Below are 26,572 nucleotides of genomic sequence, written 5' to 3'. Positions count from 1 at the left end.
CACCGGGCCGGTGAGCGCCCCGACACCCCCGCTCACCTGTTCGGATCAGCAACGGGTCTTGCCCCCGCTCCCCGCCGGGTAGGCATGGAGGCATGACCCACGCCGCCGAGCCCGCGCAGCCACGCCCGGCCGCCTCCGTCCCCACCCCCGCCGCCACCCGCGCCCCGACCGCCACCACCACCACTGTCCCGACCGCCACGTACCGGCTCCAGCTCCAGCCCGGCTTCACCCTGCACGACGCCACCGCCGCCGTCCCCTACCTGGCCGCCCTCGGCGTCTCCCACCTGCATCTCTCCCCGCTGCTGGAGCCCGTGCCCGGCTCCGCCCACGGCTACGACACCGTCGACCACGGCCGGATCGCCGAGCAGCTCGGCGGCGAGCCGGCCCTGCGCGCCCTGGCCGCCGAGGCGCACCGGCACGGCCTGCGGCTGCTCGCCGACGTGGTGCCCAACCACATGGCCGTGCCCGCCCCCGAGCACCTCAACCGCCCGCTCTGGCAGGTCCTGCGGGACGGCCCCGACTCGCCCTACGCCCGCTGGTTCGACATCGACTGGACCGCCCAGCCCGGCCCGCCCGACGCCCCCGGGCGCGGCCGGGTGCTGCTGCCGCTGCTCGGCGACCGGCTCGGCGCCGTCCTCGACCAGCTCGCCGTCGACGGCGACACGCTGCGCTACCACGACCACGTCCTGCCGCTGCGCCCCGGCACCGAGCGCCTCGCGCTTCCCGACCTGCTCGCCCGGCAGTGGTACCGGCTGGCCTGGTGGCGGCTGGCCCGCACCGAGCTGAACTACCGGCGGTTCTTCACCGTCAACGAGCTGATCGCGGTCCGGGTCGAGGACCCGGAGGTGTTCGAGGCCACCCACGGCACACTGCTGCGGATGCACCGCGAGGGGGTGCTGGACGGCTTCCGGATCGACCACCCGGACGGGCTCGCCGACCCGCGCGGCTACCTGGAACGGCTCTCCGAGGCCACCGGCGGCGCCTACGTCGTGGTCGAGAAGATCCTCACCGGCGAGGAGCGGCTACCCGCCGACTGGCCGTGCGCCGGCACCACCGGGTACGACGCGCTGCGCCGGATCGACGGCGTGCTCACCCACCACGCGGGCGCCTGCCGGCTGGCCGGGGCGTACGAGGCGTTCCTCACCGGCGCACCGCCGGACGGCGAACCCTGCGCCGACCCGCACCCGGCGCTGGCCGCCGCCCGGCAGGGGCGGGCCGACATGACCGCTCCCGAGGGCGAGCTCGCCGCCGAGGTGGAGCGTCTGGCCCGGCTGGCCGCCCGGCTCGGCGCCGCCGACCCCGCGCACGCCGACCACCCTCCGCAGCGGCTGCGCGCCGCGCTGCGCCGGCTGCTCACCGGCTACCCCGCCTACCGGCCGTACGTACGCCCCGGGGAGCCGCTGCCGGAGGCCTCCGCCCGGCAACTGCACGAGGCGCTCGCCTCCGACGGCGGGCCGACCGACGCCACCGACCGTTTTGTCGCCGCCCTCGCCGAGGGCACCCTCGGGCGCGGCCCCGAGCAGGACGAGTTCGCCGTCCGCTTCGCCCAGACCGCCGCCGCGGTCGCCGCCAAGGGCGTCGAGGACACCGCCTTCTACCGGTGGAACGCGCTGCTGAGCCTCAACGAGGTCGGCGGCGAACCCGCCCACCCCGGGCTGCGGCCCGAGGACTTCCACGCCTGGTGCCACTACGTCGAACGGCACTGGCCGCACACCATGACGGCGCTCTCCACCCACGACACCAAGCGCAGCGCCGACGCCCGCGCCCGGCTCGCCGTGCTGGCCGAGCAGCCCGAGGCCTGGGCCGCCGAGGCCGCCGCCTGGTCCACCGCGGCGGGGCACGGACCGGCCGCCCGCTTCGACCCCGACAGCGACTGGCTGCTCTGGCAGACCCTGGTCGCCGCCTGGCCGGCCACCCCCGAACGGCTGGTCGCCGCCGTGCTCAAGGCCGCCCGGGAGGCCAAGGTCCACACCTCCTGGACCACCCAGAACGTCCGCTTCGAACGCGCCCTCGCCGACCGGGTGCACGCCGTCTTCGGCAACCCCGGGCTGCTCCCCCGGATCGAGGGGTACGTGGCCGCGCTCGCCCCGTACGCGCGCAGCAACACGCTGGCCGCCGCGCTGCTGCACCTCACCGTGCCCGGCGTGCCCGACCTCTACCAGGGCAGCGAGGAGCCGCTGTACACCCTGGTCGACCCGGACAACCGGCGGGCCGTCGACCTCGGGGCGCTGGCCGTCCGGCTCACCGACTCCGCGACCGCCCGCGCGGGCGACCTCGCGCGCGAGAAGCTGCACCTCACCACCACCGCCCTGCACCTGCGCCGCACCCGTCCGCTGGGCGCCCACCGGCCGCTCACCGCCGTCGGCCCGGCCGCCGGACACCTGCTCGCCTTCGGGCGCGGACCGGACGTCGTGACCGTCGTCACCCGGCTGCCGTACGGGCTCGCCCGGGACGGCGGCTGGCGCGGCACCGAACTGCACCTGCCCACCGGGGGCGAGTGGACCGACGCGCTGACCGGCCGCCCCGTCCCGTCCGGGCCGGTGCTGGTGAAGGACCTGCTGGCCGACCTCCCGGTGGCCCTGCTGACCAGGAGGGGTGCGGCATGAGGTACGAGGTCTGGGCACCGTACGCCGCCGAGCGGGTCGAGGTGGCCGTCGACGGCCGACCGAACGCGCTGGCCCGGGACGGCGCCCGCGCCGGGTGGTGGCACGGCGAGGCGCCCGCCGGGGACTACGCGTTCGTCCTGGACGGCGGCCGGCCGCTGCCCGACCCGCGCTCGCCCCGGCAGCCGCACGGCCCCGACGGGCCGAGCCGCGCGGTCGACCACGCCGCGTTCAACTGGTCCCACACCGGGTGGCGGGGCCGCCCGCTCGCCGGCTCCGTGCTGTACGAGCTGCACATCGGCACCTTCACCGCGGCCGGCACCTTCGAGGCGGCGGCCGAGCGACTGGACCACCTGGTCGAACTGGGCGTGGACTTCGTCGAGTTGCTGCCGGTCTGCCCGTTCCCCGGCAAGCACGGCTGGGGCTACGACGGCGTCTCGCCGTGGGCCGTGCACGAGCCCTACGGCGGGCCCGAGGGACTGAAGCGCTTCGTCGACGCCGCACACCGCAAGGGCCTCGGCGTCGTCCTCGACGTGGTCCACAACCACCTCGGCCCCGCCGGCAACTACCTGCCGATGTTCGGCCCGTACTTCACCGATCGGCACCACACCCCCTGGGGCTCGGCCGTCAACCTGGACGCGCCCGGCTCCGACGAGGTGCGCGCCTATCTGATCGGCAGCGCCCTCGCCTGGCTGCGCGACTACCGGATCGACGGCCTGCGGCTGGACGCCGTGCACGCCCTCGCCGACGACCGGGCCGTCCACTTCCTGGAGGAACTCGCCCGCGCGGTGGACCGGTTGGCGGTGACCACCAACCGGCCGCTGTTCCTGATCGCCGAGTCCGACCGCAACGACCCGCGCACCACCGCCCCGCGCGAGGCCGGCGGGCAGGGGCTCGCCGCCCAGTGGAGCGACGACTTCCACCACGCCCTGCACTGCGCCCTCACCGGCGAGTCCCAGGGCTACTACGGGGACTTCGCCGCCGCCCCGCTCGCCGCGGTGGCCAAGGCCCTCACCCGGGGCTGGTTCCACGACGGCAGCTGGTCCTCCTTCCGCGGCCGCCACCACGGCCGGCCGTTCCCGCCCGCGCACGGGGACCGCCTGCTCGGCTACCTGCAGACCCACGACCAGATCGGCAACCGCGCCCTGGGCGACCGGATCTCCGCCGGCCTCTCCCCCGGCCGGCTCGCCTGCGGCGCCGCACTGGTGCTGACCTCACCGTTCACGCCGATGCTGTTCATGGGCGAGGAGTGGGGCGCGGCCACCCCCTGGCAGTACTTCACCGACCACACCGACCCCAACCTCGCCGAGGCCGTCCGCCGGGGCCGGCGGCGGGAGTTCGCCGAGCACGGCTGGGCGGCGGACGCGGTACCGGACCCGCAGGAGCCGGCCACCGTGCTGCGCTCCGTCCTGGACTGGACCGAGCCCCGGCGCGCTCCGCACAGCGAACTGCTGCACTGGTACCGGCTGTTGGTCCGGCTCAGGCGGGACAGCCCGGAGCTGTCCGACCCCGATCTGGCGGCGGTGCGGGTCGACGCCGACGAGGCCGCCGGGTGGCTGGTGGTGCACCGGGGGCCCTACCGGGTGGCGGTCAACCTCGGGGCGTCGGCCGCGGCTCTGCCGCTGGGCGGGGAGGTGGTGGCGGCGTTCGGCGGGCACTCCGGCTCCGAAGGAGCGATCACACTCGCACCTGACTCCGTTGTGATTGTGCGTCTTTGACGCCGGATCACCCGAGGAAGGCGCCGATCCGGTCGCGCAGCCCGTGCGCGTCCAGACCGTAGGCGGCCAGATGCTCCGGGATCGATCCGTACTGGCGGTGCTCGGCGCGCGGCACGCCGAGGGCGAGCAGCCGGTGCGGGCGGTCGGCGAGCGCCTCGTGGGCCTCGTTGGCGGAGGTGCCGGCCAGGTAGGGCTCGACCAGCACCACGTCCGCGCTCCGCCCGGTGGCGGCGCTCCCGGTGGCGGCGCGCAGCGCGGCGGCGTCGAACGGCCGGACGGTGGCCGCGTAGAGCACGGTGACGTCCAGGTTCTCGGTGGCGGCCAGCACGGCGTCCAGCATCGGACCGACCGCGACCACCGTGCCGCGGGTGCCGCTGCGCACGACGGTGAAGCGGCCCGGCTCGATCGCGGTGGCGCGCTCGTTGCTGTGGTCGGACAGGCGCACGTACACCTTGCGGTCACCGTCCGCCACCGCGTGCCGCAGCAACCGCTCGGCCTCGTCCGGGTGGCCGGGCACGTGCACCGTCCAGTCGGGCAGGGTGGCCAGCAGCGCGACGTCGCCCGGCGCCATGTGGGTCCGGCCGCCGGCCGGCCAGTCGTACGAGCCGGCCGCGCTCACCAGTACGGCGCCGACGCCCTGGTGGCCGAGGTCGAGCTTCACCTGCTCGAAGGGGCGCTCGACGAGGAAGCTGGCGAAGGTGTGGGCGATCGGGCGCAGCCCGGTGAACGCCAGACCGGCGGTGGCGCCGATCAGCAGCTGCTCGCGGATGCCGACGTTGATCAGCCGGTCCGGGTGCCGCTCGGCGGCCGGGGCGAAGCCGGCGGCGCTGATGTCGGCCAGGACGAGCGCGAGGCGCGGGTCCTCGTCCAGCAGACGGGAGGCGGTCGCGATGAAGCGGTCGCGCATGGTGTCCATGGGGTGTTCGGGCCCTTTCCGGCTCAGGAGTTCTTCGGCTCGACGCGGGCCACCACGACCCGCGGCCGGCCGGGGTGCGCGGCGGTGTACGCGGCGTACAGCGCGTCGTGGTCGCGGCCGTCCACCGTCTCGGCCGACCAGCCCTCGGCGGCGAAGCGCGCGGCGATGCCGCCCCGCCAGCCGTGGGTGGCCGAGGAGTTGTCGATCACCAGGGCGTGCAGCCGGTCCAGCCCGTAGGCGCCGGCGAAGGCCACCGCCTCGTGGTTGGAACCCTCGTCGAACTCGGCGTCCCCGATCAGCACCCAGACCGCCGGGTCGGTGAGCCCCTGAGCGCGCAGGCCGAGCGCCGTGCCGACGGCGATCGGCAGGCCGTGGCCGAGCGAGCCGGAGCTGATCTCCACCCCGGGGATCAGCAGGCGGTCCGGGTGGTGGCCGAGCGGCGAGTCGTAGGCGCCGAAGCTGGGGAGCACCGCCGGGTCGAGGAAGCCCTTGGCGGCGAGGACGGCGTAGTAGGCCATCGGGCCGTGGCCCTTGGAGAGCAGGAAGCGGTCCCGGTCCTGGTCGTCGGCGGTGGCGGGGGTCACCCGCAGGACCCGGTCGTAGAGCACCCACAGCGCGTCCAGGGTGGAGGTGGCGGCCGGACCGTGCTTCTCGTCGCCGGTCATCAAGGCCATCAGACCCGACAGCTCGGGGTAGCTGAGGGAAGTGGGGGGCGTCGTGTTCATGCCCTCGATGCTGCTACTTGAAGTCGACTTCAAGTCAAGCGCTAGAGTGCACACATGAGCGCCCACACCCCCGGCCGGCACGACCTCCTCACCATCGGCCAGCTCGCCGACCGCAGCGGCCTCGCCGCCTCCGCCCTGCGGTACTACGAGAAGCTGGGGCTGATCCACGCCACCCGCACCACCGGCAACCAGCGCCGCTACACCCGCGGCACACTGCGCCGCATCGCCTTCGTCCGGGCGGCCCAGCGGGTCGGCCTGTCCCTGGACGAGGCCAAGGTCGCCCTGGACCGCCTCCCCGAGCACCGCGCGCCGAGCGGGGCGGAGTGGGACGGTGTCGCGCAGTCCTGGCAGAGCCGGATCGACGAACAGATCGCGGAGTTGGAGCGGCTCAAGGCGAAGCTCACCGGCTGCATCGGCTGCGGCTGCCTGTCCCTGACCCGCTGCGGCCTCTACAACGCCGCCGACCGCGCCGCCGCCGCCGGCCCGGGCGCCCGCTACCTGCTGACCCGCGACCCCGCCACCGGCCCGGAGCCGGCGGGGGGCGAGTTCACGGAGTGACCCATCCCAGCCGGATCCGGATCTCTCCGGCCGGGAGCTCCAACACTCCGTCGCTGTCGAGGCGTTCGGCGACGAAGCGCTCGGCCCCGGGGCCGACGAGGCAGCATTCCAGCTGCTGCCACTGCGGTCTGCTCATGGGCTGGAAGCGGACGGCCGCCCAGAGGTCGGACAGGGCTTCGGAGAGGAGGGCGTAGGTCGCGGGCGGGACCAGGCCGACGACCTCGACGGTGACGAGCCGCGCCGGCGTCACCGGGCACGCCCGACGGGCGACTCGACCTCGACCTCGACCCACACGATCTTGCCCACGCCACCCTCGCGCGGGCAGCAACCCCAGCGGTGGGCCAGCAACTTGACGATCGCGAGCCCGCGCCCGGACTCGTCCTCCCCACCGGCCGCCCGCAGCACGGGGCCGCGCTCGCCCCGGGCGTCGTGCACCTCGATGCGGAGGCGTTGACGGTCGACGCTGAGGACGATCTGCACCCGCCGCCCCATCGGCGTGCCGTGCAGAACGGCGTTGGTGACGAGCTCACTGACGAGCAACCGCCCGGATTCGAGGAAGCGTTCACCCCCGGGCGCACCGTCGAGCAGCTTTTCGAGCAACCGGCGCGCTTCGCCCGGCGAGCGCCTGCTGCGCGGGAGCCAGCAGGAGAGGGAGGGAGAGGAGGGGAGGCAGGAGGACATGGCGGATTCACCTTCCTGATGCAGGGAGTTGAAGGCGTGGTGCTGCCACGGAGACGGCCGGACGGGCATGGAAATGCCCGGTAGTCACCCAGAAGAACCGTCGAGTCACTGGATGTAGCATGCACCTCGCGGCAGATTGCGCGCAAGCGCATCCAATCTGCAATTGCATCCGCTGCCAGCATGGTTGAGGCTTCAGGAGGGGTGGCAAACTATGCAAGGAACCGAACAGCCAGGGAGTGTGACGGGTGAGCAGTCCGACCGTGCTGCGGCGTAGGCTCGGCGGGGAGCTTGGCAAGTTGCGCGCGCAACGGGACTTGAGCGCGAAGGACGTGGCCGCCGCCCTGGGGTGGTCCGCCTCCAAGCTGAGCCGCATCGAGAGCGGCCTGGTCTCCCTACAAGAGCGCGACGCGGCAAAGCTGTTGGCCCACTACGGCATCACTTCACCCGATGAGGTGAAGCAGTTCCTCAGCCTCACCAGGCAGAGCCGGCAACAGGGCTGGTGGCATGCCTACGGCGACGCGCTACCGGAGCGCTTCCGTGCGTATGTGGGGTTTGAAGCAGACGCCACGAGAATCTCGACCTTCCAGTGCGAGCTTGTTCCCGGCCTGCTTCAAACCGAGCACTACGCACGGAACATCATGCGCTCAATGAAACCGACCGAGTCCACCGAGGAACTGGAACTGAGGCTGGCCCTCCGCATGCAGCGGCAGGCCATCCTCGATCGCCACGACCCACCTCAGCTCTGGGCGATCGTCGGCGAAGCCGCCATGCGACGGCCGGTCGGCGACGAGAGCGTCATGGCCGAACAGCTGAACCACATTGCGGCGATGGCAGAGGAACGCCCGAACATCACGGTCCAGGTGCTCCCGTTCTCGGCGGGCGCCCATGCCGCAATGGGCTCATCGTTCTCGGTCCTCTCCTTCAGCGACATCCCAGGCAGCATCGTCTATTCAGAGACGGTCACCACGAAGACCTACATCGAGCAACAGCCTGAGATTTCCCGCCATGAAGACATATTCCATCGGCTCATGGCCTCATCGACTCAACCCGAGAGGTCGATCTCGTGGTTGAGGAAGGTCGCGGAGGAGTACAGCAAATGACGCATGACTTCCAAGGTGCTCAATGGCGCAAGAGCACCTACAGCAACGGTGACGGCGACTGCGTCGAAGTCGCCGACGGCCATACCGGCATAGTCCCGGTCCGCGACAGCAAGGACCCCGACGGCCCCACCCTCACCTTCACCACCACCGCCTGGCACTCCTTCCTCACCGCCATCCACACCGGCGAACTCCCCACCCACGCCTGAAAACCCCGGCGGCGCCCGCGCTACTGCGCAGGCGCCGCCGAACCAACCACACATGCGTGGGCTTTCACCGAACCCCTGCGGTCGCGCCTACCGGGGGGTGTTCTTGGCGGCAGTCTGGGTCTTCTGGTTGTAGATCTCCTTGCCGTCCGCGCCGAAGGCGTGGACGTAGGAGACCGGCGGGAAAGCGTTCCCGTTGGCGCCTGGGGAGACGGCCGCCGTGTGGACGAACGCTCCGCCCGCCATGACGACCGGGTACTGGGTCGGGTCATCGCCGTAGCTGACGGTGATCTTGGCGACCTCGGGCGTGTAGTGCCCGGCCCCCAGCGAGAGATGCTGCCCATCACCGGCCGGCGCGCTGAAGCCGTCGAAGAACTCGATCCGGTGACCGGCGCCCCACAGGCGGCCGTTGATGAGCGTCGGAGGGGCCGACATGCTGCTGCCCTTGTCGCCCTTCGACTCGCACTGCACATACTTTCCGGCGGAGTCGACGGCGACGACCACGCCGTCGGTGTCGGACGAGGCGACGGGAGTGCGGACCGCGATCACCGCGTGGTACCGCGACGCGTCCGAGCCCAGGCAGGTGCCCAGGATCCCGGCGACAGTCCCGGCGTCGATCGGGGTCGTCGCCGTGCTGGTGACGGTGAAAGCGGCCGGAGGGGCGGGAGAAGCCGGCGCGGAGGAGGCGTCCGAGGTGGCCGCTCCTTGTTGTGGTTCCGGCGATCGCTGCGGTGCCGGTGAGTTCTGCGTCCCCGGTGAGTGCTTCGGCCCCGGTGAGTTCAGCACGGACGGGAGGGCCAGGCACAGGGCTACGGCGGTGCAGGCCACTGCCGTGCCCAGGGCGCGCCGGCGGTGGCGGCGCCGGTCGGCGCGGCGGCGGATCTCCGCAGCGGGCAGGGTCGGTGCGGACATCTGCGTGCCGAGCAGCCGCAGCCGGTCGCCGAGGGTGTCGTGCGTGGGGTCAGACACGGAGCTTTCCTTCCTCGCTGGTCGGGGTCCGGTCGGCGAGTATGGCCGCAAGCGCGGTCCGGCCTCGGGCGAGGCGGCTCTTGACGGCGCTGACGCCGGCGCCGGTCTCGGCCGCGACCTGCTCGACGGACAGGTCGCACATGTGGTGCAGGACGAGCGCGGCCCGCTGTGCCTCGGGCAGGCACCGGAGCGCGGTGACCAGCATCAGGTGCTCCTCACTGGGCGGCTCGACGGTGGGTGGTTCCTGGCGGTGGTGGCGGCCGGCCAAGTGCAGGCCCCGGGCCAGCCGCCGCCAGCGGGAGTGGGCCAGCCGCCGGGCCGTGGTCCGGATCCATGCCTCCGGGGCGTCGTCCGGGTCGAGGGTGCGCCTTCGGTCCCACGCACGAATGAAGGCTTCCTGGACCACGTCCTGCGCTTCGGACCAGTCGCCGGTAATCGCGTAGAGCTGCCCGGTCAGGCGGGAGAAGGACGCCGCGTAGAACGCGTCGAACTCCTGTGGCGTCATCAAGGGCCTCTCTCTTCTGGGACTGTCCGGCAGCTCGCGGCACAAGCGGGTCGTGAGGAGGCACTCCTCGCCCACGGCGGTGAAAGCCGTGCGTCGCGGGTGAAGCCTCCCGCCCTGTACGCACGAGCGCCGTGCCGGGGTCGCACCCGCGGCCTATGACATGGATCACGCGTGCGGGGTGCGACCCGCCGGGCATCGGGGGGCCTACAGGGGTGCCGGCGTCAACCGGACGCCCGCAGGAAAGGACACGGATCCATGCGCATCCGCCCGATCATGCTCATCGCCGCCACCGCGACCGCCGCGGCCGTCGCGGCCGCCGGGGGAATGGCCACCGCCGCGACCGGCACCTCCACCCCCGCCCCCACGATCCACAGCGAGCCCGCCGCCGCCCCGGCCACCACGCCGACCGCCACGCCGGAGGCCGCGCCCGCCGCCGCCCCGGCCACCGCGCCCGCCGCCCCGGCCTCCGGCAGCGGCACGGCCGTCACCGGTGCGCCTGGCGCCCCGGCCGCTTTCACCGTCACCAGCACGACGACGACCCCGATCGACGCCGGGACCGTCGCCGGGATCCTGGGCACCTGCCTGGGCTCCGACGCGTCGCAGTACAACGCGGTGATCGCGGTCCGCACCCCCGTCGCCTCGTCCGACACCGACGGCGTGGTCGTCGCCGTCAACTCCGCCGGAAAGTACGTGCAGTGCGAGACGAAGGGCAGCAGCGGCAACAGCCTGTCCTCCCCGCCGACCTTCATCAACGACCGCCTCTGGGGCACCGGTCACCGGATCGCGTTCTTCGACAGCTTCAGCGAGCCGGTCGCTCCCGGGCAGTACCTCTCGCTGGGCGCCGGGCACTACACGTCCGACGTCGCCAAGATCACCGTCAGCTACGGCGACGACCCGACCCAGTACCCGGCCGTGATGGCGGGCGGCGCGTTCGTCCACACGGCGGCCGTCTCCACCGACCCCAACGAGAAGCGCTTCCCCGCGACCCCCTACGTCCACGCCTTCAACGCCGACGGCAAGGAGATCTACAACCAGAAGGCGCAGCCCAACGTCAAGAACACCCACCGGTAGGCGTTACCAAGGGCACCCGGTGCGGGGCGGCCGTCCCGGCGGCAGAGCAGGTGGAAGGCCACGACGCGGCTGCGCTCCTCGGCGCGGCGCCGCGGCCTGACGCAGCCCGCTGCCGGGGCCGCGGCTCCCGCCGCCGCCACGTTCGTTCCGGTGCGGGAAGTCGGCCGGTCCGACTTCCCGCTCCTGCCCGCGCCCTGGGGAATGCGGGCAGTGCCGTGCTGGACCTGGCACAGAAAGTCGGCCAGTTCGACTTCCGGCTCCTGCCCGCGCCCGGGGGCGCCCGGCACAGGAAGTCGACCGGTCCGACTTCCTGTGCCGGGAGCAGCCGGATTGTCAGTTCTCCCGGCGGGGGCGTAGGGCGAGGGCGAGGCCGGTGGCGGCGGTCAGGATGCCGAGGAGGGCGAGGGGCCGCGACCACTCGCCCGCGCCGGTGTCGGTGAGGGCGGCCGGGAGGGTGAGGGCGGAGGCCGCGAGGGCGGCGACGGTGTGGGCGGGGCGGGGGCGGCGGCGGTCGGGGCCGAAGGCGTCGAGCAGCAGCAGGTAGGCGGTCAGCAGGACGGCGACAGCCGCGCCCCGCCAGAGGCCGGGCTCGCCGAGGGCGGCGAGCAGGACGCAGCCGGTCGCCAGCGCGGTGGTGCGCCGGGTGGCCAGCCGGGCCGGCCAGGTGGTGGGGCGGCGCTCCGGCTCGGGCGGCGGCGGGGCGGCCCAGGTCGCCACGGCGAGCAGGGCGACGAGTCCGACCGGCCCGACCAGGGCGGCCGCGCCGTCGTCGGCGCCGACCCCGGCGCAGGCCAGCAACAGGGCGTCGCCGACGACGCACAGGAGGATCCTCTCCAGCCGGTTCGTCATCGGGATCCTCCTGTGATCCGGCGGCGCAGCAGCGGCGCGAGGGCGAGGTCCAGCGCCTCGCCGGGAACGTAGCGGGCGACCGGGACGCCGCGCCCGCGCAGGGCGGCGCGCATCGCCTCCCGCTCGGCGCGCCAGAGCCGCAGGGCCAACGCACCCACCTCGTCGTCCTGTTCGACCACGGGCTCGCCGACCGGGATCTCCACCACCACCAGCGGGTTGCCGTGGTCGGCGACGCGGCCGAGCACCTCCAGGATCCGCTGGTCGGCGAGCGGGGTGAACGCGTAGACGAGGGTGTGGCCCGGCAGAGCGGTCAGCGGCAGCCGGGGCAGCGCGGGCCCGCGGTGGGCCCGGTCCTGGCGGACCTCCAGCACGCTCTCGACCATCCGGTACACCTGGCGGTCGCCGGTGCCGGCGGTGAGCCAGCGCAGTTGCCCGCCGACCGCGATCAGGCCGACCCGGTCGTGCCGGCGCAGGTAGGCGCGGGTCAGTCCGACGGCGGCGCGCAGGCTCTCGTCCAGGCTGGACAGTCCGGTGGCCGGGTCGTGCACGTCGTCGAGCGTGTCGAGCAGGACGACGGCGTCGGAGGCGCGTTCGGCGGCGAACTGGTTGATCTGGATGCTGCCGCGGCGGGTGGTGGAGGGCCAGTGGATGCGCCGCTGGCGCTCGCCGTGGACGTACGGGCGGACGCCGACCACCTCGACGCCGGCGCCGTCGTGGCGGGTGGTGTGTTCGCCGAGGCGCTCGGGCAGCCGGACCGGGATCGGGGTCAGGCGGGCGGTCGCGGGCACCGGGAAGACGTCCGCGGTGCCGAGCTCGGTCCGTACGGTGCGGCGGGTCAGGGCGCCGGCGTCGTGCACGTCGATGTCGACGGTGCCCAGGCTCCAGCGGCCCCAGCTGTCGGCGCGCAGGGCGAGGTCCACGCCGGTGGGGCGCACGGTCAGCGCCTCCAGGACGACGCCGGGGCCCAGGGCGATGGTGGGGTCGAGCGGGCCGGTCCGCCCGTCCTGGTGGATCTCGATGCGGGCGGTGATGCGCTCGCCCTCGAAGCAACGGCGCGGCTCCACGGTGACGGTGGCCGCCAGCTCGGTGGGCCGGCCGCCGCCCGGGGCCGCCAGGGCGAGCAGCACGGCGGGGGCGGCGGCCAGGGCGAGCAGCCAGCCGTGACCGGTCAGCAGGGCGGCCACGGCGGCGGCGGTGGCGACGGAGAGCAGCCGCAGGGTCCGTTCGGCGGCCCGCCAGTGCGGCGAGGGCGGGCTGCTGGGCAGGCCGTCGGCGGTGGCCCGGGCGCTGCGGGCGAGGATGCGGGCGGTCACCGGGTCGGGGGCAGGAGGCGGGCCTGCGGCGGGAGGCGGGACGGTCACCGCGCGGCGTCCACGCCCGGCCCGGCGGCGCGCGGTACCGTCTGCGGCGCCGGAACACCGGCGACCACCCGCGCCAGCACCTCGTCCGCCTCGACCTGGCGCACCCACAACTCCGGCTTGAGGGTGACGCGGTGGGCCAGCGCGGGGACGGCGAGTTCCTTGACGTCCTCCGGTATCAGGTAGTCGCGGCCCTGCAGCATCGCGTGCGCCCGGGCCAGCTGCACCAGCGCGAGGCCGCCGCGCGGCGAGGCGCCGACCTGGATCTGCTGGTCGTTGCGGGTGGCGTCGACCAGCGCGACGACGTAGTCGACGAGGTCCTCGTCGACCTCGACGCGCTCGACCGCGGCCCGTACGGCGAGCAGTTCGGCGGGGCTGCTGACGGTGTCGAGCACCGCCTCGGGGGCGGAGCGGTCCAGCCGGGCGCGCAGCATCGCGGCCTCCAGACCGGTGGACAGGTACCCCATCCGCACCCGCAGCAGGAAGCGGTCCAGCTGGGCCTCGGGCAGGGAGTAGGTGCCCTCGTACTCGATCGGGTTGGCGGTGGCGATCACCGCGAAGGGCTGCGGCAGGCGGCGGGTGGCGCCGTCGACCGAGACCTGGCCCTCGGCCATCGCCTCCAGCAGCGCGGCCTGGGTCTTCGGCGGGGTGCGGTTGATCTCGTCGGCCAGCAGCAGCTGGGTGAAGAGCGGGCCGGGCCGGAACACCATCTCGCCGCTGTGCTGGTCGTAGAACGGCGCGCCGGTGACGTCCGAGGGCAGCAGGTCGGGCGTGAACTGGATCCGGCGGAAGTCCAGGCCCAGGGTGGTCGCGAACGAGCGGGCCAGCAGCGTCTTGCCGAGCCCCGGCAGGTCCTCGATCAGCACATGGCCGCCGGCGACGATGCCCAGCATCACCAGGCGCAGCGCGTCGGGCTTGCCGACGACGGCGCGTTCGATCTCCTTCAGCACCGCGCGGACGCGCTCCCCGGCCTGCTGCGGCGTCAGCTCTCCGGGCCCGCCGTGGTCGCTCGGGTCGACGGGGGCCTGCGGGTCGGCGGTCATGGCTCTCCTGAGGGGACGGGCGGGACGGGCGGGACGGACGGAACGGACGGGACAGGCGGCTGCGGACGCCTCGGCGTCGGAACTCATGGCTGGAAGGACGCTCGGCCGGGCGGCTACAGGGACTCCAACCGGTCGACGAGCTCCCGCAGGACGTCCGGCGGGAAGGCCGGGGCCGGCGGCTCGCCGACCGGGTCGATCCACGGCCAGAGGCGGGCGCCGATCAGCTCCGCCGCCCGCTGCCGGTCGGCGGTGAGCGAGACGTGGTGCTCCTCCGACAGCCGGGCGGCGAACAGCCGTTGGAGCCGGCCGCGCAGCAGCTGGGCGTCGCGGTCCGGCGTCAGCCCCTGGCGCACGGTCCAGCGCCAGTCGGACAGGCCCGGCTCGTGCGAGTCCATCAGCCGCGGCCGCCGGCGCAGGCCCACGTCCTCGGACCCGGCGCCGGCCACGTACCGGCCGGTGAGCAGGGCGACGGCGACGAGTACGGCCGCCCCGGCGACGACCGCCGGCGGGCCGCCGACCAGACCGAGCACCACCTCTGCGAGGACGGCGACGACGGTCAGTTCGGTCAGGCTGTGGCGTACGGAGCCGGTTCGGGTCGGCTGCCGTCCGCCCTCGGACGCGGCGGCGCGGCGGCGGGCGGGTTCGCTGCTCATCGACGGCTCCGGGGCGCGGCGGCGCGGTCGGCCGCGGACTGCCCGGCCCCGTCGGCGGCGGGCCGATCGCCGCCGTCCGCGGCCAGCCGGGCGGCGATGGTGTCCAGGGCGGCGCGGGCCCGGCGCACATGGCCGTCGTCCATCGCGTGGGAGGAGTACCTGGCCTCCCGGAACAGCTCGGTGAGCGCGTACGCGGGGGCCCGGTCGACCCGGTCGTCCGCGACGGCCCGCTCCAGCAGCTCCGCCGGGTTGTCGCCGATCCGCCGTTCCACGCCGGACTCGGCCAGCGAGCCCTCCATCGCGGCGTAGCAGGCGATCACGGCGGCCCGCGCGTCGGCGCCGTGCAGGGAGCGCCGGCCGGTCGCGACGGCGGCCGCGAGGGCGTCCTCCCCGGGGGCGGCCCGGCCGACGGCGGGCAGCGGGCGCGCCCGCTGCCGGGCGCGGTACCGGACCAGCACCACCCGGGTCAGCGCCACGACCAGGGCGACCACGAGGAGCGCGCCGAGCGCGTACAGCAGCAGGGTGAGCAGGTTGCTGCCGCCCTCGACCGGCGGGGTGTCCTCCGGGGGCTCCGTCGGGGCCGGCCGCGTCGGGAGCACCATCGGCTCCTGCGGGCCGGACGGCTTCCGCAGGCGGTTGTGGAGGGCGAGCAGCAGCAGCGGGACCAGCGCGGCGGCGGCGCCCAGCAGCAACCCGGCCGCCTCGCGCAGGCGTTCGGTCCAGGGCGTCGGCCCGACGAGCGGGCGGACCTCCGCCCGGAAACGCGCCGTGAACCATCCGACGAGCACCGCCCAGCCGAGGGCGATCAGCACCACGGGGCCGGTCGTACGGACCACCGCGTCCCCGGGCGGGCCCAGCAGGCCGTCGGCCGGCCGCAGCGCCGCGGCGGCGAGCAGCAACCCGCCAACGACCAGCAGCAGCGGTACCGTCCGACCGCCGACCGCTCCCCCGCCGGCCCGGCGACGGCTCCCGTCCCGTGGCACGTCCTCGGCCATCCGACCCCCCGACTCCCCGAGTCACCGCGCCCGCGTTCGACCGTACGGCCGGGCGGCGCGTGCGTGGAAGCGTCGCACACCCACGGTCGCACTGTCACCCTCCGCCCGGAGCCCGGACCACGGAGCCCGGACCGCGGAGCCCGGACCGCGGACCGCGGACCACAGCGCTACGGACCCCGCCGCTACGGCAGCCCCAGCAGGCGGGCCACCGCGCCCGGCGTCCCGGGGCCGTCCGCGTGGACGGCGGTGATGCCCAGTGCCTCGGCCGGGGCGAGGTTCGGGGCGTGGTCGTCGACGAAGACGCACGCCTCGCCCGGCAGGCCGAGCCGTTCCAGGGTGAGCCGGTAGATGTCCGGGTCCGGCTTGGCCAGCCCGACCTCGCCGCTGATCACCCGGACGTCGAAGAGGTCCCAGACGCCGGTGGCGGTGTACGGGTTGTAGGGGTCGAGACCGTAGGAGTTGGAGAGCAGGGCGACGGCCAGGCCCGCCGCGCGGGCCGCCCGCACCAGCTCCACCATCGCGGGCACGGACCGCACCCCGGCGTGCGCCCGGCCCATGAGGTCCTCGGGCTCGACCCCGATCAGGGCGGCCGTGCGGCGGTTCCACTCGTGCTGGGTGATGCGGCCCAGCTCCAGCTCCCCGTACAGCGCCCGCCCGGCGGGGTCGTCCACCAGGGCGCGCCGCCAGGTGTCCGGCGCGAGGCCGTTGCGCGCGCACCAGCCGCGCACGGACTCGCCGAGCGGGGTGGTCAGCACTCCCGCGAAGTCGACGATCAGACCTTCGTACGGCAACGTCCCCGCCCCTTCCGACCGTCCGCCCGGCAGCCACCGCGTCACAGGTCGCAGGGCACCCGTTGTCAGTGGGGTGTGCCACGCTACACGGGCCGCGACGGGCGGGTGACGTCCGCGGCCGCCGCACCACCGAGCACCAAGGAGACCACCGTGCCCTCAGCCGACGAGATGCTCAACCCGGACACCGTCGCCGGACTCGCCCGCTGCCTGGCCCGGACCGGCCACGGTGTCACCACCGACGCCCTCGACGGGTGCGGAGCGGCGCTGGACGGGCTCGGCTTCAGCGAACGCGTCGCCGCGGTCCGCGACGCCGTGCTCGCCGACCTCCCGTCCGACTACCCCGCCTTCGAGCGGGTGCTGCGCGAGGCGCTGCGCGACGAGGAGTTCACCGGCCCGATGACCTTCCCCGTCGGCGAGGCCGTCGCCGTCCGCGGTCTGGACGCCTTCGAACCGGCGCTCGCACTGCTCGCCGCGCTCACCCCGCGGCTGACCTCCGAGATGGCCGTCCGCCCGTTCCTGCGCGCCGACCAGGGTCGCGCGCTCGCCGTCGTGCGGCGGTGGACGGCCGACCCGGACCCGCATGTGCGCCGCCTCGCCAGCGAGGGCACCCGGCCCCGGCTGCCCTGGGCCGCCCGGCTCCCGGCGCTGATCGCCGATCCGGCGCCCGCCCTGCCCGTGCTCGACGCGCTGTACCGGGACTCCTCGGAGTACGTCCGCCGCTCGGTCGCCAACCACCTCAACGACATCAGCCGCGACCACCCCGGCACCGCTGTCGAGACCGCCGCCCGCTGGCTCGCCGACCCGGCGCCGACCACCCTCCCGCTGATCCGGCACGGCCTGCGCACCCTGATCAAGGCCGGCCGCCCCGAGGCGCTCGCGCTGCTCGGCCACCGGCCCGACGTCCCGGTCGACGTCGAGGGCCCGCTCGTGCGCACCGCCGAGATCACGCTCGGCGAGGAGCTGGTGTTCGAGTACGCGGTGACCAACACCCACGACGAGAGCGCCAGCGTGGTCATCGACTACGTCGTGCACCACGTGAAGGCCAACGGCAGCCGCACGCCCAAGGTCTTCAAGCTCACCACCCGCTCGCTCGCGCCCGGCGAGACCTGGCGGGCCGTGCGCCGGCACGCCGTGAAGCCGATCAGCACCCGGCGCTACCACGCGGGCGTGCACCTGCTGGAGCTCCAGGTCAACGGCCGCCGCCACGGGGAGGGTTCGTTCACCCTGAGCCTGTGACGGGCCGCCGCCGCGCGAGCGCCGCGAGCACGGCGTCCGCCAGCTCGTCGGCCGCGCGGCCGCTTCCGGCGTCCAGCCGGTCCAGCCCGAGCCGGTCCAGCTCCGCCAGCATCAGCTCCTGGTACCGGACGCTGCGGGCCAGGAACCTGTCCATCAGGTAGCGCCCGTCCTCCGTCGCTTCCGCGTACCGTCCGGCGAGCCGGATCCGCTCACGGATCACGGCCCCGTCCGCGGTGAGCCAGAGCGCCGCGGTGCCCGGGCCGACCAGCCGTGCCACGCCGTCGGGCCACAGCGCCGAGCCCTCCAGGACGAGACCGGGGCCGTCGCCGTCCGCCACCCGCTCCGCGACCAGCTCCCCGATCACCGGTCGCAGCCGCGCGTAGTGGGCGAGCACCGAGGCGATCAACTCGTCCACCGTGAGCGTGCGGTAGTGCTCCGCGACGTGCGGCGGCACCTCCCACCCCGGCACCGGCCAGGGGCGGCCCGGGTGCCGCGCCAGCGTGTCGGTCGACCGGCACTCGAAGCCGAGCCGCTCCGCCACCAGCCGGGCGACCGTCGACTTCCCGGTGTTCGACGTCCCCCCGATCAGCACCACCCGCAGCACCTCGTCCGTCATGCCGCCGACCCTACCCGGGGCCGTGGACCGAGACCGAACCTTGACCTCGGACGGCCCGCCCCGACCCCCGCCCGCGCTGCTGGACGGGCCCTTCCCGGCCTCCCGCGACAGCACCACCTGCCGCCCGCCCCACCCGCGAGGGGACCCGCCGGACCGCCGCCGGGCGCGCCCGCCACCGGCCGCACGAGCCTTTCCACGGACCCGACTCGGGGGTGCTCGAACGCCCGCGAACTCCTAGGCTCGACCGCACCGAAACCCACCGGAAGGGCCGCCCTTGAACCGCTCCATCCGCTCCACCGACGACGTCCTCGCGCTGCTCGACGGGCTCTTCGCGCCCGAGGCGGACCGCTGGACCGACCGGGCCGCCGCCTGGTGGGACGACCTCTACGCCGACCGCGCCTCCGGGCGGCCGTTCTTCGCCGCCGCGCCGGACGAGAACCTCGTCGCCCACCTCGACCGCGGCCTGCTCGCCCCCGGCGCGCGGGTGCTGGACCTCGGCTGCGGGGCCGGCCGCAACGCCGTCCACCTCGCCGCCCGCGGCTTCGAGGTGGACGCCGTCGACCTCTCCGCCACCGCCCTCGCTTGGGCGCACGAGCGCGCACAGACGGCGGGCGTCGCCCCGCGGTTCCACCACGGCGACATCTTCACCGTCGAACTCCCTCTCCCCGCCTACGACCTGGTGTACGACTCAGGCTGCCTCCACCACCTGCCCCCGCACCGCCGGATCAGCTACCTCGCGCTGCTGGAGCGCGTGCTGGCACCCGGCGGGCACCTCGGGCTCACCTGCTTCGCGGCCGGCGCGATGGGCTCGGAACTGCCCGACACCGAGCTCTACCGCACCGGGAGGCTGGACGGCGGCCTCGCCTTCACCCCGGACGAACTGCGCTGGATCTTCGGCGACTTCACCGAGCTGGAGCTCCGCCCGATGCTGCCGCAGGAACCCGGCTCGCCGCTGTTCGGCCTGCCCGTGCTGCTCACCGCGCTGTTCCGCAGGCCGCCCGCCGGGTGAGACGCGCGCCGGCGCGGGGTAGGAGGAGAGGCGGGGGTGGCCGGCCGTACCGGCCAGTGGAGCAGGGCGACACGAGGGGACGGGACACATGTCCGCCGACGAAACAGTGTGGAACGCCGCCGTCGGGCGCGGACTGGGCTTCCTGCACGGGGCGTTGGGCCCCGGCGGGCTGCCGTCCGCCCGGCCCGGCCTCGACCCGGAGCTGCGGGCACCGCTCACCGGCGCCGACGCCCGCCGGCGCCTGCTGGTCTCGCACGGGGTGGACCTCGGGTTCGACCCCGACCACGAGGGCCTGTCCGCGATGTGGGGCCTCGCCCTGCTGCGCCCCGACGCCGAACGGCCCGAGGAGCGCGAGCTGGTGGCCGCGCTGGCGGAGCAGGTCCGGAGCCACCGCGATCCGCAGCGCAACCGGTTCGGCCTGTTCCCGCCCGGTGTGCCCTTCCCCGCCGACACCGGCAGCACCGCGGTCGCGCTGTCCGGACTCGCCCGGCACGGGCTGCTCGCACCGGACGAACCGGCCGACTACGCCGGCCAGTTGCTGGACACCCAGATCGGCCCGGACGACGGCCCGATACCGGCCTACTGGGAGGACACCGACCGGACCTCCTCCCGCGGCCGCCGCTACGACGCGGTCATCGCCGCCGACATCCTCTTCGCGCTCCACCTCCCTGGCGCGGCGGGCCGGTTGCCGCACCCGGCGGCCGAGGCGACGCTGCGGTACGTCCGCCAGCACCTGAGCGGCCCGCGCACCGGCACCCGGTACTACGCCTCCCCCGAGGCCTTCCTGCACGCCGCCGCCCGGGCGGCCACCGCCGTGCCCGAACTGGCCGAACCGGCACGGCGCGCGGTCGAGCACGTCACCACCCAGTTCGCCGACACCCCGCTCGAACTGGCACTGCTCGTGATCGCCGGCGAGTACACGGGCGCCACCGCCGACCTGCCCGGCCTGCGCCGGCGGCTGGCCGGGGCACAGCTCCCGGACGGTTCCTGGCCGGCCGCCGGCTACTTCCGCACCGGGCACCTGCCGCTGTACTTCGGCTCGCCGCACCTCAGCACGCTGTTCGCCGTCCGCGCGCTGCGGCCCGAGACCCCGTCGGCGGGCTGACCACCGACGAACCGACCACCGACGAACCGACCACCGACGAACCGACCAGCGGCGCGCCGACCGCCGACGGGGCGGGCCCGGTCAGTCGGCGAGGCTGAAGTCGCCGCCGACCGCTGCGGCGATCGTGTCGGCGCGGACCAGGTCGGTGAAGGTCCGCACCGGGGAGCTGCTGTCCGTGGTGCCGCCGTCGCCGAGCTGGCCGGAGGCGTTGGCCCCGCAGGAGTGGACCTCACCGTCGGCCAGCAGGACGACGGTGTGCTCACGGCCGCCCGCCACCTGCCGCACCCCGGTCAGGCCCGGGACCGCCACCGGCGTGACCCGGAAGGTCGTGCTGCCGTCGCCGAGCTGGCCCGAGGTGTTCTGCCCCCAGGCCCTGAGCCGGTGGTCGCCGCCGGTGACGGCCAGGCTGTGGTGGGAGCCGGCCGCGATCCAGCTGACCCCGCCGGACCAGCCGCCCCGGGTGTGGACCGGGGTGTAGCGGTTGATCGTGGTGTTGTCGCCGAGCTGGCCGGAGGCGTTGAAGCCCCAGGCCTTCACCGCGTTCCCGCCGCTCACGGCGAGGCTGTGGTTGGCGCCGGCCGCGATCCGGGTGACCGCGCCGAGGCCGGCCACCTGGACCGGGACGTTGCGGGCGGCCGAAGTCCCGTCACCGAGCTGGCCGTTGACGTTGTGGCCCCAGGCCCACACGGTGCCGTCCGCGCGCAGCGCCAGACTGTGGTGGAGTCCGGCGGCGATGGCGATCACCTCGTCGAGGCGTCTGACCCGGACCGGAACACTGCTGTCGGCGTCGCCCCCGTTGCCGAGCTGACCGTGGGCGTTCTGGCCCCAGGCGAGCACCGTGCCGTCCTCGCACAGCGCGAGGCTGTGGCCGCCGCCCGCGGCGATGTCGGTGGCGTCGCCCAGGTTGACGACCCAGTCCGGCGCGCCCCGGCCGGAGACCGAGCCGTCACCGAGCTGCCCCGAGCCGTTGGCGCCCCAGGACCGCACACTGCCGTCGGTCAACAGCGCCAGCCCGTGCCCCGTGGCCGCGCCCGCCCCGCCCGCGGCGGTCCTGACCACGTCGGAGCCGGCCAGCCCGAGCACGGTGGTGGCCTTGGTGTGCAGGGCGGCCCAGGAGCCGTCCCCGAGCTGGCCGGCACGGTTGTTGCCCCAGGCCTTGAGCCGCTTGTCCGCCACTTCTTCTCCCGTCGTGTCGATGAACGGCCGCCGCGCCGTACCCCCCGGGGTCGACGCGAGCGCCGCGCGCCATGCGTAGCCAATCAGACACCCACGGTGTTCGTGGGCCCGTGACGGGCCGACGGGGCTTCCGACACACGCAGGGGTGACACGGCGGCGCGGCAGCACGGGCGGGCGCCGCCGGAACGGACCAGTCCGGCGGGCGGGCGACCCGCCCCCGACCTAGGCTTCCGGCACGGAAGCTCCCCCGGCGGCCTCGGATCGGAACCCCCATGCACCCTGTCGTACGCGGCGCCGGAGCCCTGGGCCTGGCCGTGGCGCTGGCCGGCGGCCTCACCGCGTGCCACGGCGGTGCCCCGGCGAGCTCCGCCAAGGTCGAGCCGTCGACCCCCGCGAGCACCGCCGCCTCCCCCGCCACCGCCTCCCCCACCGCCACCGCGGCCACCCCGGAGCTGCCCGCCGCGCTCACCGGCCAGCAGCTCGCCTGGCACACCTGCCCGGCCCCGTCGGCCGCCCAGGGCGGCGGCCGGGCCCCGGGCGCGCCGTGGGAGTGCGCCACCCTGAAGGCCCCGCTGGACCACGCCCGGCCGGACGGGCGCACCCTCGACCTCGCGCTGATCCGGGCGCGGTCGACCGGCGGGCCGAGGATCGGCTCGCTGATCTTCAACTTCGGCGGCCCCGGCGCCTCCGGCGTCGCCACCCTGCCCGCCCTCGCCAAGGACTACGCCGACCTCAACACCCGCTACGACCTGGTCGGTTTCGACCCCCGCGGGATCGGCGACAGCGCCGGCGTGCACTGCCTGGACGACGCCGCCACGGACGCCTCGGCCGCCGTCGACGGCTCACCGGACGACACCGCCGAGGCGCGGGCGCTCGACGAGGCCAACACCGCGTACGCCGCCGCCTGCCAACAGAACTCCGGCGCCGTCCTGCCCTACGTCGACACCGTCTCGGCCGCCCGCGACCTCGACCTGCTGCGCCAGGTGCTCGGGGATGACCGGCTGCACTACTTCGGCTTCTCCTACGGCACCGAACTCGGCGGCGTCTACGCCCATCTGTACCCGCACAACGTCGGCCGCCTGGTGATGGACGCCGTCGTCGACCCGGACCAGGACCCGCTGCAGGGCTCGCTCGGCCAGGCCAAGGGCTTCCAGCTCGCCCTGGAGAACTTCATGGCGGCCTGTGCCGACCAGGCGGGCGAGGCCTGCCCGACCGGCCCGGGCGGCGCCGAGGGCACCCGGCGGATCACCACCCTCCTGCAGGGCCTGGACGCCGCCCCGCTGCCGGCCGACGGCGGCCGCAGACTCACCCAGGACCTCGCCGTCACCGGCATCGCGGCCGCGCTCTACAGCGAGGCGAGCTGGAACGCCCTCGCCGTCGGCCTCCAGGAGGCGATGCAGGGCGGCTCCGGCACCACCCTGCTCGCCCTCGCCGACGCCTACACGGGCCGCGACGCCCAGGGCCACTACAGCAACCTGCTCGCCGCCAACCGCGCCGTCAGCTGCGTCGACGACCGGCAGCGCTACACCGAGGCCGAGGTGCGCGAACAGCTCCCGGCGTTCCGTCAGGCCTCCCCGGTCTTCGGCGACTTCGCCGCCTGGGGCCTGACCGCCTGCTCGCACTGGCCGGTGCCCGGACGCACCGACCACCCCGAGGTCGACGCCCCCGGCGCGGCGCCGATCGTGGTCATCGGCAACACCGGCGACCCGGCCACCCCCTACGAGGGGGCCCGTGCGATGGCGCAGCGGCTCGGCCCGGGCGTCGGGGTGACCGTCACCCTGCGCGGGCAGGGCCACGGCGGCTACGACACCGGCAACCCCTGCCTCAAGCAGGCCGTCGACCAGTACCTGCTGGACGGCGTGGTGCCGCCCGACGGCACCACGTGCGGGTAACAAGCCGTCACCAACCTCCCACCCCGGTCGGGGACTTCGCGACCTGACGCCCTACCGTGGGCCCCGGAAAGGGGACCACATGACCGCCAACCCGCCACGGCTGCAGGGCAACCGCCGCCTGCTCGACCCCGCGCGCCCGTTCCCCGAACGGGTCGCGCGGCTGGTCCGGGACTGGGAGGACGACGGCCGGGCCGGCTACCGCCTGGTCGACGGCCGGGCGCTGCTCGCCCTGTACTGCTGGCACCTCGACGCCACCCGGCGCGGCACCGCCGACGAAGCCCCCGCCACCACCGCGTACGTCGCCGCGGCCTTCGCCGCCAACGGGGGTGCGGACGGCTGGGACACGCTGCTGCGCGAGCGGGCCGACTGCACGTGTCACGGTCAGAGTTGGCGGCTGGAGAACATATCGATATGTCTGGGCTGTCTGCGCTACGTCTGCTACCGGGTCGACGCCCCCTGCTGCCCCGGCGCCCGCATCGTCGGCTGAGTCCCGTCCGGCTCCCCCGTCAGCAGCCGGGCCAGCAGTGCGGCGGGCCCCTCCGGCAGGGCGCCGTGGACGAGTTCGGTGCGGTGCACCAGGCGGGGCGCCCGGACCGGGACGGCCACCACCCCCGGCGCGCCGGCCGCCACCGCGGCGGGCAGCAGGGCCGGCCCGTGTCCGGCCGCGACCAGGGCGAGCAGCCCGCGCACATCGGTACCCAGGTAGCGCAGGGACGGCCGGTAGCCGTCGACGGCGGTGGCGGCGCGCAGCCGGGCGCCGGTCGGGGCGAGGGCGGGGGCGTGCAGCCAGCGGGCGGCGGACAGGTCGGCGAGCGCGAGCCCGGAGCGCCCGGCCAGCGGGTGGCCGGCCGGCAGGGCGACGGCGAGCGGCTGCTCGGCGACCGCGACGGTGGCGAGCGGGCCCACGTCGGGCAGCGGAAGCGGATCGGACGGGGCGGCCGGGCCGTCGACGAGCGCGAGGTCGACGGCGCCGGTCGCGACCTCGGCGGGCAGCGCGTCCTGGGCGAGCACCCGGACCGTCAGGTCCACCGTCGGATGGACGCGACGCACCTCGGCGAGCGCGCGCCCCACCTCCGCCCCGAGCGCCAGCGGTGTGGCCCCGACGGTGAGACAGGCGCTCGCGGCACCCGCCAGGCGCGCGATGTCGGCGCGCGCCGCGTCGATCCTCAGCAGCAGGGCCGCAGCGTGCTCCAGCAGCCGCGCTCCCGCCTCGGTGGGGCCGACCGGACGGCGGTGCAGCACCGCCGTGCCGAGGTCCGCCTCCAGCGCGGCGATCTGCTGGGAGACCGCCGACTGGGTGTAGCCGAGTTCGCGGGCGGCCTCGGAGAACGAGCCCAGCCGGACCACGGCGACAAAGGTGCGCAGCTGCTGCGGCTCCACGCGCTCATCACGTCCACTGATCGAGGGGTAAGCAATCATCGTTGGCGCTGATGTCGCGCCGCCGGTCAGGATAGCCCCATGACCCACCCGATCCCCCGCCTCGCCCTGGTCGGCGACCGCTCGACCGCCGTCCGCTCGCACACCCGCGTCCCCGCCCTGCTCGACGCGCTCGCCGACCGCGACCAGCTCGTCCTGGACGCCTACTGGATCCCCACCGAGGACGCCGCCGCCCCCGGCGCGCTGGACGGCTTCGACGCCGTCTGGCTGCTGCCCGGCAGCCCGTACCGCAGCGAGGACGGCGCGGTGGCCGCCGTCCGCACCGCCCGCGAGCGGCGCATCCCCTTCCTCGGCACCTGCGCCGGCTTCCAGCACGCGGTGCTGGAGTACGCCCGCCACGTCTGCGGGATCGGCGGCGCCGCCCACGGCGAGAGCCGTCCCGGTGAGGCGGACCTGGTGATCGTGCCGCTCAGCTGCTCCCTGGTGGGGCACGAGGGCGCCGTGCGGCTGACCCCCGGCTCGCTGGCCGAGCGCGTGCTCGGCGCGCCGCGCACGGTGGAGCGGTACCACTGCGGGTACGGGCTGAACGACGCCTACCTGGAGCGGCTGCGCGCGGGCGGCCTGCGGTTCAGCGGCGCGGACGACTCCGGGCAGCTGCGGATCCTGGAGCTGCCGGCCGAGACGCACCCCTTCTTCCTGGCCTCGCTGTTCCAGCCGGAGCTGGCCGGCGACGGCACCCGGGCCCACCCGATGATCCGCGCCTTCGCCGCCGCCGCGGCCGACCGCATGGCAGTGGCCTAGCCACGGGCGGTGAGCCGCTCCCACACCTCGGCGACCCTGGGCGCCAGCTCCTCCAGCGGGCCGCTGTTGTCGATCACCAGGTCGGCGACGGCCAGCCGGTCGGCCCGGCTCGCCTGGGCCGCCATCCGGGCCCGGGCCTCCTGCTCGGTCATCCCGCGCAGCCGGACCAGCCGCTCGACCCGCACCTCGTCCGCCGCGTCGACCACGATCACCTCGTCGTACAGCGGCCCGAGCCCGTTCTCGGCGAGCAGCGGGACGTCGTGCACCACCACCGCGTCCGGCGCGGCCGCCGCCTCCAGCTCGGCGGAGCGCGCCCGGACCAGCGGGTGGACGATCGCGTTCAGCGCCCGCAGCCGCGCCGGGTCGGCGAAGACGATCGCGCCGAGCGCCGGCCGGTCCAGCGAGCCGTCCGCCGCGAGCACGTCCGCGCCGAACTCGGCGACCACGGCGTCGAGGCCCGCCGTACCGGGGGCGACCACCTCGCGGGCGATCACGTCGGAGTCCACGATCACCGCGCCGTGGGCGGCGAGCAGCCGCGACACCTCGCTCTTGCCCGCGCCGATGCCGCCCGTCAGTCCGATCTTCAGCATGGCGCCAGGCTACCGGCGGACCTCACCGCGCG

The 26,572-nt window shown here is 75.1% G+C and carries 28 protein-coding genes; 12 read left to right on the top strand and 16 right to left on the bottom strand.

The window, feature by feature from the left end:
* Nucleotides 1–92: 92 nt before the first annotated feature.
* Nucleotides 93–2,606, top strand: a complete 2,514-nt coding sequence (gene treY, locus ACFU9E_RS09060) for a malto-oligosyltrehalose synthase (RefSeq protein ID WP_380682175.1) — start codon at nt 93–95, stop codon at nt 2,604–2,606.
* Nucleotides 2,603–4,321, top strand: a complete 1,719-nt coding sequence (treZ, locus tag ACFU9E_RS09055) for a malto-oligosyltrehalose trehalohydrolase (RefSeq protein WP_380682176.1) — start codon at nt 2,603–2,605, stop codon at nt 4,319–4,321. The genes treY and treZ overlap by 4 nt, the downstream gene beginning before the upstream one ends.
* Before the next feature lie 7 nt (nt 4,322–4,328).
* On the opposite strand, the gene ACFU9E_RS09050 is transcribed toward treZ, so the two are convergent.
* Together ACFU9E_RS09050 and ACFU9E_RS09045 are read right to left on the bottom strand one after the other, a co-directional pair.
* On the bottom strand, nt 4,329–5,237 hold the full coding sequence (locus ACFU9E_RS09050) for a transketolase family protein (RefSeq protein WP_380682177.1): 909 nt from the start codon (nt 5,235–5,237) through the stop codon (nt 4,329–4,331).
* A 23-nt stretch (nt 5,238–5,260) separates the two neighbouring features.
* Nucleotides 5,261–5,962: a transketolase gene (locus tag ACFU9E_RS09045; protein WP_380682178.1), complete on the bottom strand. Its 702-nt coding sequence runs from the start codon at nt 5,960–5,962 to the stop codon at nt 5,261–5,263.
* Between the two features lie 54 nt (nt 5,963–6,016).
* On the opposite strand from ACFU9E_RS09045, the gene soxR reads away from it, so the two are divergent.
* Nucleotides 6,017–6,520: a redox-sensitive transcriptional activator SoxR gene (soxR, locus tag ACFU9E_RS09040; RefSeq protein ID WP_380682179.1), complete on the top strand. Its 504-nt coding sequence runs from the start codon at nt 6,017–6,019 to the stop codon at nt 6,518–6,520.
* On the opposite strand, the gene ACFU9E_RS09035 is transcribed toward soxR, so the two are convergent.
* Both ACFU9E_RS09035 and ACFU9E_RS09030 read right to left on the bottom strand, forming a co-directional pair.
* The gene (locus ACFU9E_RS09035) at nt 6,510–6,770 is read right to left on the bottom strand and encodes a hypothetical protein (protein WP_380682180.1); all 261 of its coding nucleotides are present in this window, start codon (nt 6,768–6,770) and stop codon (nt 6,510–6,512) included. The two genes, soxR and ACFU9E_RS09035, sit on opposite strands and share 11 nt — an antisense overlap.
* Complete coding sequence (locus ACFU9E_RS09030) at nt 6,767–7,201, bottom strand: ATP-binding protein (RefSeq protein WP_380682181.1); 435 nt, start codon at nt 7,199–7,201, stop codon at nt 6,767–6,769. The genes ACFU9E_RS09035 and ACFU9E_RS09030 overlap by 4 nt, the downstream gene beginning before the upstream one ends.
* 245 nt (nt 7,202–7,446) lie before the next feature.
* Here ACFU9E_RS09030 and ACFU9E_RS09025 point away from each other — a divergent pair, with 245 nt between their 5' ends.
* Both ACFU9E_RS09025 and ACFU9E_RS09020 read left to right on the top strand, forming a co-directional pair.
* Complete coding sequence (locus ACFU9E_RS09025; RefSeq protein WP_380682182.1) at nt 7,447–8,301, top strand: helix-turn-helix domain-containing protein; 855 nt, start codon at nt 7,447–7,449, stop codon at nt 8,299–8,301.
* On the top strand, nt 8,298–8,507 hold the full coding sequence (locus tag ACFU9E_RS09020; RefSeq protein ID WP_380682183.1) for a DUF397 domain-containing protein: 210 nt from the start codon (nt 8,298–8,300) through the stop codon (nt 8,505–8,507). Before ACFU9E_RS09025 ends, ACFU9E_RS09020 begins: the two co-directional genes overlap by 4 nt.
* Before the next feature lie 87 nt (nt 8,508–8,594).
* On the opposite strand, the gene ACFU9E_RS09015 is transcribed toward ACFU9E_RS09020, so the two are convergent.
* Together ACFU9E_RS09015 and ACFU9E_RS09010 are read right to left on the bottom strand one after the other, a co-directional pair.
* Nucleotides 8,595–9,473 carry a hypothetical protein gene (locus ACFU9E_RS09015; RefSeq protein ID WP_380689811.1) on the bottom strand — a complete coding sequence of 293 codons (879 nt, stop codon included), beginning with the start codon at nt 9,471–9,473 and terminating at the stop codon, nt 8,595–8,597.
* Nucleotides 9,466–9,978 (bottom strand): SigE family RNA polymerase sigma factor, encoded by a 513-nt coding sequence (locus tag ACFU9E_RS09010; protein ID WP_380689809.1) that lies wholly within the window; start codon nt 9,976–9,978, stop codon nt 9,466–9,468. The genes ACFU9E_RS09015 and ACFU9E_RS09010 overlap by 8 nt, the downstream gene beginning before the upstream one ends.
* A gap of 255 nt (nt 9,979–10,233) precedes the next feature.
* Between ACFU9E_RS09010 and ACFU9E_RS09005 the strand changes: the two genes are divergently transcribed.
* A complete protein-coding gene (locus ACFU9E_RS09005; RefSeq protein WP_380689807.1) occupies nt 10,234–11,049 on the top strand; it encodes a hypothetical protein in 816 nt (271 codons plus the stop codon).
* 333 nt (nt 11,050–11,382) lie between these two features.
* Here the strand turns inward: ACFU9E_RS09005 and ACFU9E_RS09000 are convergent, their stop codons facing one another.
* From ACFU9E_RS09000 to ACFU9E_RS08975, 6 genes are all read right to left on the bottom strand, one after another.
* A complete protein-coding gene (locus tag ACFU9E_RS09000; RefSeq protein ID WP_380682426.1) occupies nt 11,383–11,898 on the bottom strand; it encodes a hypothetical protein in 516 nt (171 codons plus the stop codon).
* Nucleotides 11,895–13,211, bottom strand: a complete 1,317-nt coding sequence (locus ACFU9E_RS08995; RefSeq protein WP_380682425.1) for a DUF58 domain-containing protein — start codon at nt 13,209–13,211, stop codon at nt 11,895–11,897. The genes ACFU9E_RS09000 and ACFU9E_RS08995 overlap by 4 nt, the downstream gene beginning before the upstream one ends.
* Before the next feature lie 44 nt (nt 13,212–13,255).
* Nucleotides 13,256–14,299 carry an AAA family ATPase gene (locus tag ACFU9E_RS08990; RefSeq protein WP_380682424.1) on the bottom strand — a complete coding sequence of 348 codons (1,044 nt, stop codon included), beginning with the start codon at nt 14,297–14,299 and terminating at the stop codon, nt 13,256–13,258.
* A gap of 113 nt (nt 14,300–14,412) precedes the next feature.
* Nucleotides 14,413–14,952, bottom strand: coding sequence for a hypothetical protein (locus ACFU9E_RS08985; RefSeq protein ID WP_380682423.1), 540 nt, complete (start codon nt 14,950–14,952; stop codon nt 14,413–14,415).
* Nucleotides 14,949–15,947, bottom strand: coding sequence for a DUF4129 domain-containing protein (locus ACFU9E_RS08980; protein ID WP_380682421.1), 999 nt, complete (start codon nt 15,945–15,947; stop codon nt 14,949–14,951). The genes ACFU9E_RS08985 and ACFU9E_RS08980 overlap by 4 nt, the downstream gene beginning before the upstream one ends.
* Before the next feature lie 182 nt (nt 15,948–16,129).
* The gene (locus tag ACFU9E_RS08975) at nt 16,130–16,738 is read right to left on the bottom strand and encodes an HAD-IA family hydrolase (RefSeq protein WP_380682420.1); all 609 of its coding nucleotides are present in this window, start codon (nt 16,736–16,738) and stop codon (nt 16,130–16,132) included.
* A 150-nt stretch (nt 16,739–16,888) separates the two neighbouring features.
* Here ACFU9E_RS08975 and ACFU9E_RS08970 point away from each other — a divergent pair, with 150 nt between their 5' ends.
* On the top strand, nt 16,889–17,974 hold the full coding sequence (locus ACFU9E_RS08970) for a DNA alkylation repair protein (RefSeq protein WP_380682419.1): 1,086 nt from the start codon (nt 16,889–16,891) through the stop codon (nt 17,972–17,974).
* Here the strand turns inward: ACFU9E_RS08970 and ACFU9E_RS08965 are convergent.
* On the bottom strand, nt 17,958–18,590 hold the full coding sequence (locus ACFU9E_RS08965) for a hypothetical protein (RefSeq protein ID WP_380682418.1): 633 nt from the start codon (nt 18,588–18,590) through the stop codon (nt 17,958–17,960). The genes ACFU9E_RS08970 and ACFU9E_RS08965 overlap by 17 nt on opposite strands.
* Before the next feature lie 274 nt (nt 18,591–18,864).
* On the opposite strand from ACFU9E_RS08965, the gene ACFU9E_RS08960 reads away from it, so the two are divergent.
* A complete protein-coding gene (locus ACFU9E_RS08960) occupies nt 18,865–19,599 on the top strand; it encodes an SAM-dependent methyltransferase (protein ID WP_380682417.1) in 735 nt (244 codons plus the stop codon).
* Nucleotides 19,600–19,687: 88 nt separating this feature from the next.
* Nucleotides 19,688–20,704: a hypothetical protein gene (locus ACFU9E_RS08955; RefSeq protein WP_380682416.1), complete on the top strand. Its 1,017-nt coding sequence runs from the start codon at nt 19,688–19,690 to the stop codon at nt 20,702–20,704.
* Nucleotides 20,705–20,785: 81 nt separating this feature from the next.
* On the opposite strand, the gene ACFU9E_RS08950 is transcribed toward ACFU9E_RS08955, so the two are convergent.
* Nucleotides 20,786–21,880 carry an RCC1 domain-containing protein gene (locus tag ACFU9E_RS08950; protein ID WP_380682415.1) on the bottom strand — a complete coding sequence of 365 codons (1,095 nt, stop codon included), beginning with the start codon at nt 21,878–21,880 and terminating at the stop codon, nt 20,786–20,788.
* A 272-nt stretch (nt 21,881–22,152) separates the two neighbouring features.
* Between ACFU9E_RS08950 and ACFU9E_RS08945 the strand changes: the two genes are divergently transcribed.
* Both ACFU9E_RS08945 and ACFU9E_RS08940 read left to right on the top strand, forming a co-directional pair.
* Nucleotides 22,153–23,772, top strand: coding sequence for an alpha/beta hydrolase (locus ACFU9E_RS08945; protein WP_380682414.1), 1,620 nt, complete (start codon nt 22,153–22,155; stop codon nt 23,770–23,772).
* Nucleotides 23,773–23,851: 79 nt separating this feature from the next.
* A complete protein-coding gene (locus ACFU9E_RS08940) occupies nt 23,852–24,259 on the top strand; it encodes a hypothetical protein (RefSeq protein WP_380682413.1) in 408 nt (135 codons plus the stop codon).
* Here the strand turns inward: ACFU9E_RS08940 and ACFU9E_RS08935 are convergent.
* The gene (locus tag ACFU9E_RS08935; protein WP_380682412.1) at nt 24,211–25,152 is read right to left on the bottom strand and encodes a LysR family transcriptional regulator; all 942 of its coding nucleotides are present in this window, start codon (nt 25,150–25,152) and stop codon (nt 24,211–24,213) included. The two genes, ACFU9E_RS08940 and ACFU9E_RS08935, sit on opposite strands and share 49 nt — an antisense overlap.
* A gap of 78 nt (nt 25,153–25,230) precedes the next feature.
* On the opposite strand from ACFU9E_RS08935, the gene ACFU9E_RS08930 reads away from it, so the two are divergent.
* The gene (locus ACFU9E_RS08930) at nt 25,231–25,950 is read left to right on the top strand and encodes a hypothetical protein (RefSeq protein WP_380682411.1); all 720 of its coding nucleotides are present in this window, start codon (nt 25,231–25,233) and stop codon (nt 25,948–25,950) included.
* On the opposite strand, the gene coaE is transcribed toward ACFU9E_RS08930, so the two are convergent.
* Nucleotides 25,947–26,540 carry a dephospho-CoA kinase gene (gene coaE, locus ACFU9E_RS08925; RefSeq protein WP_380682410.1) on the bottom strand — a complete coding sequence of 198 codons (594 nt, stop codon included), beginning with the start codon at nt 26,538–26,540 and terminating at the stop codon, nt 25,947–25,949. The two genes, ACFU9E_RS08930 and coaE, sit on opposite strands and share 4 nt — an antisense overlap.
* Between the last annotated feature and the right edge of the window lie 32 nt (nt 26,541–26,572).

It is taken from the genome of Kitasatospora sp. NPDC057595, from assembly GCF_042800875.1.
Classification (GTDB): domain Bacteria; phylum Actinomycetota; class Actinomycetes; order Streptomycetales; family Streptomycetaceae; genus Kitasatospora.
This window is presented reverse-complemented; position numbering and strand designations above follow the sequence as displayed.

Coding starts and splice junctions, on each gene's coding strand:
- treY (WP_380682175.1), top strand. CDS start 93: ATGACCCACGCCGCCGAGCCCGCGCAGCCACGCCCGGCCGCCTCCGTC.
- treZ (WP_380682176.1), top strand. CDS start 2,603: ATGAGGTACGAGGTCTGGGCACCGTACGCCGCCGAGCGGGTCGAGGTG.
- ACFU9E_RS09050 (WP_380682177.1), bottom strand. CDS start 5,237: ATGGACACCATGCGCGACCGCTTCATCGCGACCGCCTCCCGTCTGCTG.
- ACFU9E_RS09045 (WP_380682178.1), bottom strand. CDS start 5,962: ATGAACACGACGCCCCCCACTTCCCTCAGCTACCCCGAGCTGTCGGGT.
- soxR (WP_380682179.1), top strand. CDS start 6,017: ATGAGCGCCCACACCCCCGGCCGGCACGACCTCCTCACCATCGGCCAG.
- ACFU9E_RS09030 (WP_380682181.1), bottom strand. CDS start 7,201: ATGTCCTCCTGCCTCCCCTCCTCTCCCTCCCTCTCCTGCTGGCTCCCG.
- ACFU9E_RS09020 (WP_380682183.1), top strand. CDS start 8,298: ATGACGCATGACTTCCAAGGTGCTCAATGGCGCAAGAGCACCTACAGC.
- ACFU9E_RS09010 (WP_380689809.1), bottom strand. CDS start 9,978: ATGACGCCACAGGAGTTCGACGCGTTCTACGCGGCGTCCTTCTCCCGC.
- ACFU9E_RS09005 (WP_380689807.1), top strand. CDS start 10,234: ATGCGCATCCGCCCGATCATGCTCATCGCCGCCACCGCGACCGCCGCG.
- ACFU9E_RS09000 (WP_380682426.1), bottom strand. CDS start 11,898: ATGACGAACCGGCTGGAGAGGATCCTCCTGTGCGTCGTCGGCGACGCC.
- ACFU9E_RS08990 (WP_380682424.1), bottom strand. CDS start 14,299: ATGACCGCCGACCCGCAGGCCCCCGTCGACCCGAGCGACCACGGCGGG.
- ACFU9E_RS08985 (WP_380682423.1), bottom strand. CDS start 14,952: ATGAGCAGCGAACCCGCCCGCCGCCGCGCCGCCGCGTCCGAGGGCGGA.
- ACFU9E_RS08980 (WP_380682421.1), bottom strand. CDS start 15,947: ATGGCCGAGGACGTGCCACGGGACGGGAGCCGTCGCCGGGCCGGCGGG.
- ACFU9E_RS08965 (WP_380682418.1), bottom strand. CDS start 18,590: ATGACGGACGAGGTGCTGCGGGTGGTGCTGATCGGGGGGACGTCGAAC.
- ACFU9E_RS08955 (WP_380682416.1), top strand. CDS start 19,688: ATGTCCGCCGACGAAACAGTGTGGAACGCCGCCGTCGGGCGCGGACTG.
- ACFU9E_RS08945 (WP_380682414.1), top strand. CDS start 22,153: ATGCACCCTGTCGTACGCGGCGCCGGAGCCCTGGGCCTGGCCGTGGCG.
- ACFU9E_RS08940 (WP_380682413.1), top strand. CDS start 23,852: ATGACCGCCAACCCGCCACGGCTGCAGGGCAACCGCCGCCTGCTCGAC.
- ACFU9E_RS08930 (WP_380682411.1), top strand. CDS start 25,231: ATGACCCACCCGATCCCCCGCCTCGCCCTGGTCGGCGACCGCTCGACC.
- coaE (WP_380682410.1), bottom strand. CDS start 26,540: ATGCTGAAGATCGGACTGACGGGCGGCATCGGCGCGGGCAAGAGCGAG.